This is a genomic window from Collinsella aerofaciens, from assembly GCF_040920445.1.
Lineage (GTDB): Bacteria > Actinomycetota > Coriobacteriia > Coriobacteriales > Coriobacteriaceae > Collinsella > Collinsella aerofaciens_BH.
This window is the reverse complement of the sequence record NZ_JBCOTQ010000071.1, coordinates 1-8577: the sequence shown is the minus strand read 5'-3', so window position 1 is coordinate 8577 and position 8577 is coordinate 1. Positions and strand designations below refer to the sequence as shown.

Here is an 8577-nt window from a genome sequence, read left to right as displayed (position 1 = left end):
GTCGCAGCCCCGACCCGCGGTCACGAGTGGGGGCTCCTGTCGTTTCCGTGCCCTCGGATTGGGTCATAGTGTCTGACTTATGCTCAACCAGCGGCGCCTTAGACGTTGGGAACGTTCCTTTTCTGCCGGCAGTTGGGGACAGTCCTAGTCGTTGGGGGGCGTTCTTGAATGACCAGTCATTTAAGTGCGTCCCCAATGACTACCCAATGAGTATGTGGGGAGCAGATTTTTCCGCTCGCCGATTTGTGTCTTGAAAAATGTATATAACGACTATAACGTAGTGTGAAACATATTGGAAACAATACCGAGGAGGCTGCGTTGAAGAAAAGCAATCTGGGCTATGTGCTGGTGCTGATCGCCGCGCTTATGTGGGGCAGCATCGGAATCTTTGTAAACGGCATCTCGGCCATGGGCGTTTCGTCCCAGAGCATGGCTGCCTTTCGCTTGTTGGTCGGAGCGCTTATCTTGGCGCCGGTCCTGATGTTTATGGGCTGCCGTCCGGGTGAGGGGTCCACCGTGGCTCAGGGTCCGCTGGCCCTGTTCAAGGCAAGCCCTAAAGAGCTTGTTCCCTGCGCGCTTGTCGGTATCGTCGGTCTGGCCGCCGCCAACACCTGTTATTACGAGTGCATGGGCGAGGTGGGCATGTCCACGGCCTCGGTGCTGCTCTACACCTCACCGGTGTTTGGCGTCATGCTCGGCCGCGTGCTTTATCGCGAGGACGTGACCCCCAACAAGCTCGTTGCCATTGTCTTTAACATCGTTGGCTGCGTGCTTGCAGTGACCAATGGCGACCTTTCCGGTTTTCATTTTTCGGTTTGGGGCGTCACATCGGGCGTGATTGCAGGCCTTTGCGGTGCGTCGCTCGCGGTGTTTAGCCGGATAGCAACCAAGACGGTCCACCCGCTTGCTGTCACGTTTTGGGGCTTTGTATTTGGCGGTGCGGTTATGGCAGCTATCGCGGCTCCGTGGCCGGATGTCGCCGCGGCAATGTCGCCACAGCTGCTGCTGTTGTTCCTTGGCTTTGGACTCATCCCCACAGCCGTGGCTTACATCTTATATATGCAGGGTCTGTCCATGGGGCTCGAGACATCGAAAGTTCCCGTCGTAATGTCTTTCGAGACGGTCGTCACCGTACTGGTGGGCATTGGTGTCTATGCCGAGCCCGCCGGTGCGATCAAGGTTCTGGGCATTGTGCTGGTGCTCGCGTCCATCCTGATCATGAACACCGACTTCTCCAAGCTGCGCAACAGTGTGTTTGTCGGTCATGTCATTGAGAGCATGACCTTTAAGCCCAATGCGTGGTGGACCGAAAAATCGCAGGACATGGATCTGTTTAAGGAGCGCACCGGCATCGCGCTGGAGCCCACCGTGCAGGAAAGCCCCTGGTACTTTGTGCGATAGGGGATGAGCGGGGCGCTTGATCGGGCACCGCCAAGCCAGCGCTGACCTGTCCTGCACCAACGTTTCGAGTACGTTAAACCCGTCAACGGTCGATTTTCACCCGCGAACGGTCTTTATACTAATTAGCAATATCCGCAACGTATAAGACGTTATAATGACCATAACGAAAAGGAGGAGGCAAGATGAATCAGATCATTCTCGCATCTCATGGCGGCCTGGCCGCAGGCGCCAAAGACACACTCGAGATGGTTCTCGGCGACCTGTCGAACGTCCACGTCGTGTCGCTTGCTCGTGACGACAAGGAGCCCATCACCAATAAGGTGGACGCCATGATCGCCACGTTCAACGCGGACGACACCGTCTATGTGCTGACCGATATGCTCGGCAGCTCGGTCAACAACAACATGGTCGAGCTTTCCAAGAACGGCACGAAGTTCACGGTTGTCAGCGGTTTCAACATCCCGCTGGCGCTCACGCTTGCTATGAGCCCCGTCCCCGTCAAGGGTGCCGAGCTCGCAGCCCTCATCAACGAGGCCCGCACCGGTCTGACCAACCCCAACGCACCGGTCGAGGCCGCCGCGGCTCCTGCCAAGAAGACCAAGGCATCCCGTCACAGCTCCGGTCCCGCCAAGATCGTCCTCGCACGTCTTGACTACCGTCTGCTGCACGGCCAGGTCGTCTTTACCTGGACCACCAAGGTTCAGGCCGAGCGCATCATCGTCGTCGACAACGCTGCCGCCAACGATGACATCAAGAAGGGCGCTCTTAAGCTGGCCAAGCCCCAGGGCGTGCGCCTGAACGTCTTCACCGTCGAGCGTGCCCTCGCCAAGATGGACAAGCTCAACACCCTCGGTGAGCGTGTCATGTTCGTCTTTGGCAACACGGCCGAGATGCTGCAGTTCTGCCAGGGCTACAAGCTCGACGCCATCAACCTGGGCGCCACCGCCAACCACGACGGTGCCGATCAGATTGGCGGCAAGGACAGCTCCGTCTTCCTCGACGCCACCCAGAAGGCCGACGTCAACCAGCTGCTCGACATGGGCATCAAGCTCTATGTCCAGCAGACCCCTACGTATCAGAGCGTCGACATCGACGCCAAGCTGTAATCAACCAGGCTTTTGCCTGACTGAAAGGAGAAGGGTATGAATACGTTCATCAGTGCGGTGCTCGTCGGCCTCGTCGGCGTGTTCTGCATGTGGGACTCCCGCCTGCTCGGTCGTCTTAACTTCGAGCAGCCCCTCGTTGGCGCTACGCTCGTCGGTCTGCTGCTGGGCGATGTGCCCACCGGTCTTGCCGTCGGTGCCGCCGTCGAGCTCGTGTCCATGGGCCTGGTGCAGGTCGGCGCCGCCGTTCCGCCCGATATGGTCCTGGGCGGCATCGTGGCCGCTGCCTTTGCGTGCCTGACCGATGCTTCCGCCGAGACCGCCATGACGATCGCCATCCCGGTCGCCGTCCTGGGTCAGCTCCTCGGCATCGTGTTCCGCTCCATCATCGCCGCCCTCACCCATGTGGCAGATAACGCGATCGATAACGGAAAGTTCAAGACCGCCTACCGTATGCACATCTGCGCCGGCTCCGGTCTGTACGCCGTCATGTACTTCCTGCCGATCTTCCTTGCCGTCTTTGTCGGCACCGACCTGGTTCAGGCCATCGTCAACATGGTTCCCGAGTGGCTGTCCACTGGTCTTAACGTTTCGACCAAGATCATGACCGCCTACGGCTTGGCCCTGCTGCTCACCATGATGATCAAGAAGGGTATGACTCCGTTCCTGTTCATCGGTTTCCTGCTCGCCGCTTACCTCAACCTGTCCGTCATCGCGGTCGCTCTGATCGGTGTGTGCCTGGCTGTCGTCTTCATGGGCTTCAAGTTCAACGGTTCCCATGCAGCCGCCGGTGTCGATTCCGACTACGATCCGCTCGAAGACGACGAAGACTAAGGAGGAACACACTATGGCAACCGCAACCAAGGACGTGTCCCTGAACAAGAAGGTCAGCCAGTTCTTCTGGCGCTCCTGGGCCATCCAGGCCTCTTGGAACTACGAGCGTCAGATGAACATGGGCTTCCTCTACGGCATGGTTCCCACGCTCGATCGTCTCTATCCGGACGAGTCCGACCCCAAGCAGCTCGCTGCTAAGAAAGAGGCTTACCACCGTCATATGGCGTTCTACAACTGCACCCCGCAGACGAGCGCCTTTATCCTAGGCCTCTCCGCCTCCATGGAGGAGGAGTACGCCAAGGATCCCGAGAACTTCGATCCCGATTCGATCAACGCGGTCAAGACCTCCCTCATGGGTCCGCTTTCCGGCATCGGTGACTCCTTCTTCCAGGGCACCATCCGCGTTATCGCCTTTGGTCTGGGCGTTCAGCTGGCTCAGCAGGGCTCCATCATGGGCCCGATCCTGGCCATGCTCATCTCCATCGTCCCCTCTGTGCTGATCACTTGGTTCGCAGCCAAGATGGGCTATCAGGGCGGCCACGAGTACCTGAGCAAGCTTCAGGGCGGCGACCTCATGGAGAAGCTCATGTATGTCTGCGGCATCGTGGGTCTTATGTCCGTGGGCGGCATGATCGCCACGCTGATCGGCGCCACCACCCCGCTGCAGTTCGCTGAGGGCACCGTCGTTATCCAGGACATCCTGGATGGCATGATGCCCCAGATGATCTCCCTTGGCCTCACTGGCCTTATGTACTGGCTCATCAAGAAGAACGTCAACACCGGTTGGCTTCTCGTGATCGCCATCGTGGGCGGCATCGCCCTCTCCGCGGCCGGCATCCTGGCCTAGTCGCGACCAAGCGTCTAACCGCTTTCCCCGGGGAGCCTGCCTGACATCCCATACCCCAGGCAGGCTTCCATCCCTAAATGTGTCAATGGGACAGCTCCTTTGTCGCATCCTCAACGGGCCGGTGACTCGGTCCAAATCACGGTAACCCTGCGTGCGTCCGGCAAAGTGGCGCCGCAAAAATCGAAAGGAATGTGTCAGATGTACGAGATCGACCTTAACCTCCCTAAGCAGATCGTCGCTGACGTCCTGTCCAACCACGAGATCCACAGCGTCGCCTTCGTCGGCTGCGGCGCTTCCATGTCCGACCTTTACCCCGCCAAGTACTTCCTGGCCAACAACACGGACAAGCTGAACGTTCAGATCTTCACCGCTAACGAGTTCAACTACGACACGCCTTCCTGGGTCAACGAGCACACCTTCGTGATCACCTGCTCCCTCGGTGGCTCCACGCCCGAGACCGTCGAGGCCAACAAGACCGCCAAGAAGCACAACTGCCCGGTCGTCTCCCTCACCAACAAGGCTGGCTCCGCTCTGACCGTCGACGCCGACCACGTTATCGTTCACGGCTTCCACGCCAACTACGCTGCCAAGTGCGAGAAGCCCGGCTATGCCATCGCTCTTGCTCTCGAGATCCTTCAGCAGACCGAGGGCTATGACCACTACGAGGACATGATCACCGGCCTCACCAACGTCTTCGAGCTCTGCGAGAACGCCGCTCAGCACTGCAAGAAGCTCGCCAAGAAGTTCGCCGAGGACTTCAAGGACGACAAGATGATCTACTTCATGGCTTCCGGTGCCTCCGAGAAGATGGCTTACTCTAACGCCGCCTTCCTGTTCACCGAGATGCAGTGGATCGACGCCGCTGCCTACAACACCGGCGAGTACTTCCATGGCCCGTTCGAGGTTTCCACCGAGGGTAAGCCCTACGTCTTCCTCATGTCCGATGGCGCTACCCGTCCGATGGACGCCCGCGCCCTCACCTTCCTTGAGCGCATGGGCGCCAAGGTCGCTCTGATCGACTCCAAGGACTACGGCCTGGCTGACGCCGTGCCCGCGAGCGTCGTCACCTACTTCAACCCGCTGCTGCACCTCGCCGTTATGCGCGAGTACGGCAACCAGATCGCCGAGGCCCGTCAGCACCCGCTGACCATGCGTCGCTACATGTGGAAGCTTTCCTACTAATCACAAGTAAGTAGACCTTACGGGTTGATTGAGAGGGGATGGGGTTTGCGCCCCGTCCCCTTTTTTGCTCTGGGGGGCGTGTCTGTCGCGTCGCAAATCCCAGATAAAACCTACCAAAATAAACCTGTCCCTTTTTGGCAGGTGGGAGGAGATGCGTATGATCAAGGCAGTGCTGTTTGACATGGACGGCGTGCTGGTCGATACCGAGTGGTTCTACAACCGCCGCCGCGTGGCGTTTATGGAAGAGAAGGGCTTTCACTTTGACGAGATTCCCGATCTTTCGGGGTCTAACGAGCCGGCCATTTGGGAGGCGCTGGTGCCCGACGATGTTGAGCTGCGCGAGCGTCTGCGCGTGGAGTACAAGCAGGTCTATAGCCCGGACCATCCCGTTCCGTATGCCGAGCTGCTCAATGAGCAGACGGAGCCGGTGATGCGCGCACTGCACGAGCGCGGCGTGAAGTGTGCCATCGCGAGCTCGTCTTATCGTGAGCTCATTGACGAGCTGGTAGAGATTGCCGGTATCGCCGATGTGCTGGACTACACCATCAGCGGTCACGAGTGCAGTGCGTTTAAGCCCGACCCCGAGATCTACCTGCGTGCCATGGAGGCGCTGGGGGTGGAGCCTGCCGAATGCCTGGTTATCGAGGACTCGCCTTTGGGCATCGAGGCCGGCAAGCGCTCCGGCGCCCGCGTCCTGGCGCTGCGTCCGCACGAGGGCGTCAACCTCGATCAATCGCGAGCCGATGCCGTTATCGATAATCTGACCGACATTTTGGCCGCTTTGTAGTGTCAATCCGCCGCGAGAAGCACGGGTTCAAACGTTTTTTGCGGTGGACTGGCTCAATTTGGTTTCGATTTTGATCCGTTTGGCTTCGATTCGGGCTAAGTGAGTAGACTCTTTGGCGCAGGCCGAGCACAAAGTGCATCTGCTTTAGTAAAACCGCAGGTCACAGGGGTGGCGGTTTTGGGTGTGCTCTGCAGGTCGCGTAAAGTCTACTCACTTGTAATTTGGGTCTTTGGTCGTGGGGGCTGCTGGCCCCGTTTTGGTTGTCGAGGGAGAGTGGATTGAAGCGCCCCCGTACGCTCCATGCTACAATCGCGGGCATGCCCCACAACTACATCTGCCTTCGAAAGGAGCCTACGTGGCGAACGCCATCGATCAGCTCACGGACCGCGTGCTCGTGCTCGGCCGCCTTACCATCGTCCGCCGCGCTATTACCGCCGTGGCGGTCACAATTTCTGCCGTTCTCCAGACATTTCTGATCCAGGCGTTCATTCAGCCCGCCGACCTGCTTCCGAGCGGTCTCACCGGTGTCGCGGTCCTGCTTGATCGCGTTACCTCGCTCGGCGGCGTTCACATCGACATCTCGCTCGGTATGCTCGCGCTCAACATTCCCGTGGCGCTCCTATGCTGGAGCGGCATTAGCAAGCGCTTCGTCATCTTCTCGATGATGCAGGTCGTGCTCTCATCGCTGTTCCTCAACGTCTTTCACTTCGCACCGTTTTTGGGCGACAAGATTATGCTCATCATTTTTGGCGGCGTGGTCTCGGGTCTGGGCGCTGCCATCGCGCTTAAGTCCGGCGCATCCACCGGCGGTACCGACTTTATCGCGCTGTGGGTTTCCAACCACACGGGCAAGACCATCTGGGGCGTCATCTTTGGTTTCAACTGCTTTATCCTGGCGATCTTTGGCTTTATGTTTGGCTGGGACAAGGCGGCGTACTCCATCGTGTTCCAGTTTATTTCGACCAAGACCATCGACAGCTTCTATCGTCGCTACGACCGCGTGACGCTGCAGATCACGACGCGCAAGGCGGACGAGGTCATGACCGCCTATGTTGACCATTTTCAGCATGGCATTAGCTGCGCCGAGGTCATTGGCGGATACAGCCGCGAGAAGATGTACCTGCTGCACGCCGTTGTATCGACCTACGAGAGCCAGGACATTATCAAGCTGGTGTGCGACATTGATCCCGGGGCCGTGATCAACGTGTTCCACACGCTCAACTTTGTGGGCGGCTGGTGGGGCGGTCATGTCGACGAGCCCATGCCCACGGCCGTTCCCGATCCCGACAAGCCCGCACGCATGGCCAGCAGGCAGGCGCGCCTCAGCGAGCAGGACAGCCTGCAGCAGGACGACGGCAAGTAGGGTTTTGGCATTTTGCCGGCCTGGCCAATCCTGTCCGCTTGAGCCTCCCGAAAGCCTCGCTGCTTTCGGGAGGCTCTCGTTTGCCAAGATAAAACCTACCAAAAAGAAGCTGTCGCTTTTTGGTAGGGAGGGTGTATCGTTTTATCAATATGAGGTAACATGAAACTAGACGTTATATACGTATTAGTTATTTCGATATTCCGATAAGAGTGATTAGATATGCCTGCGCCCAAAAATGCACCGCTTTACCAGCAGATTTACGACGAAATCAAGGACGCGATCGAGAAAGGTGTTTATGCACCCAAGGAGCGTATTCCGTCCGAGCTTGAGCTAGCCGAGCAGTACGACGTGAGCCGCATTACGGTGCGCCGCGCCGTCGAGGAGCTGTGCTCCGATGGCTACCTGGTTAAGCAGCAGGGCCGTGGCACCTTTGTCTCCACGCCGCACATCAACCGCCAGTTCCACGCTTCGACGCTGCAGACGTTTACCGCGCTGTGTGCCGATAATGGCATGAAGGCGGGCGCACATGTGGTCGATCGCCAGATTGTGCCGGCACGTCAAAACGAGATGGAGTTCTTTGGCCTGCAGAAGGACGCGCTGCTGCTGCACATCAAGCGCGTGCGTACAGCCGACGGCGAGCCCATCTTTGAGGAGAACATCTTTGTGCCGTTTGACGCCTACCGTGAGCTGTTGACGGCCGATCTTGAGGACAAGTCGATTTTTGCCGAGGTCGAGCGTGTTGGCGGAACGCCGATTGTCTCGGTTGGCTACCGCACGGTCGAGGCCGTTCGTGCCAATACCGAGCAGGCGGCCGAGTTGGGCATTGCCCCGCACGATCCACTGCTCAATCTGCGTGCCAGCTTTACCGGTCCCAATGGCGAGCCGGTCCTGATGGGTAAGCAGTACTACGTGGGATCGCGCTACGTTATGGTTATGTAGGGTTGGTTCGGGCTGGTTCCGCCGTTCTGACGAACGACGGACCTGTCGACGCTGCAAACGCCCCTAAGCGGCAATCTGACGTTCAATCGTCGGTCGCGTACCGAAGTACGCTTCCCTCCTC

At 58.7% G+C, this 8577-nt stretch carries 8 protein-coding genes; all 8 read left to right on the top strand.

Annotation, left to right across the window (positions count from 1 at the left end; genetic code table 11):
* The first annotated feature begins 318 nt into the window (after positions 1 to 318).
* The 8 genes from AB5405_RS09120 (at position 319) to AB5405_RS09085 (ending at position 8456) form a co-directional block, all read left to right on the top strand.
* Complete coding sequence (locus AB5405_RS09120) at positions 319 to 1401, top strand: DMT family transporter (protein ID WP_022095163.1); 1083 nt, start codon at positions 319 to 321, stop codon at positions 1399 to 1401.
* Positions 1402 to 1583: 182 nt separating this feature from the next.
* Positions 1584 to 2507, top strand: coding sequence for a PTS sugar transporter subunit IIAB (locus AB5405_RS09115; RefSeq protein ID WP_368138258.1), 924 nt, complete (start codon positions 1584 to 1586; stop codon positions 2505 to 2507).
* 36 nt (positions 2508 to 2543) lie between these two features.
* Positions 2544 to 3338 (top strand): PTS mannose/fructose/sorbose/N-acetylgalactosamine transporter subunit IIC, encoded by a 795-nt coding sequence (locus AB5405_RS09110; RefSeq protein ID WP_055310098.1) that lies wholly within the window; start codon positions 2544 to 2546, stop codon positions 3336 to 3338.
* 13 nt (positions 3339 to 3351) lie between these two features.
* Complete coding sequence (locus tag AB5405_RS09105) at positions 3352 to 4185, top strand: PTS system mannose/fructose/sorbose family transporter subunit IID (RefSeq protein ID WP_035136780.1); 834 nt, start codon at positions 3352 to 3354, stop codon at positions 4183 to 4185.
* Between the two features lie 198 nt (positions 4186 to 4383).
* Positions 4384 to 5367 carry an SIS domain-containing protein gene (locus AB5405_RS09100; RefSeq protein ID WP_347478033.1) on the top strand — a complete coding sequence of 328 codons (984 nt, stop codon included), beginning with the start codon at positions 4384 to 4386 and terminating at the stop codon, positions 5365 to 5367.
* A 157-nt stretch (positions 5368 to 5524) separates the two neighbouring features.
* Positions 5525 to 6154 carry an HAD family hydrolase gene (locus AB5405_RS09095; protein WP_161115153.1) on the top strand — a complete coding sequence of 210 codons (630 nt, stop codon included), beginning with the start codon at positions 5525 to 5527 and terminating at the stop codon, positions 6152 to 6154.
* A 355-nt stretch (positions 6155 to 6509) separates the two neighbouring features.
* Positions 6510 to 7517: a YitT family protein gene (locus AB5405_RS09090; RefSeq protein ID WP_099432583.1), complete on the top strand. Its 1008-nt coding sequence runs from the start codon at positions 6510 to 6512 to the stop codon at positions 7515 to 7517.
* 219 nt (positions 7518 to 7736) lie between these two features.
* Positions 7737 to 8456: a GntR family transcriptional regulator gene (locus AB5405_RS09085; RefSeq protein ID WP_271747344.1), complete on the top strand. Its 720-nt coding sequence runs from the start codon at positions 7737 to 7739 to the stop codon at positions 8454 to 8456.
* The last annotated feature ends 121 nt before the right edge of the window (positions 8457 to 8577 follow it).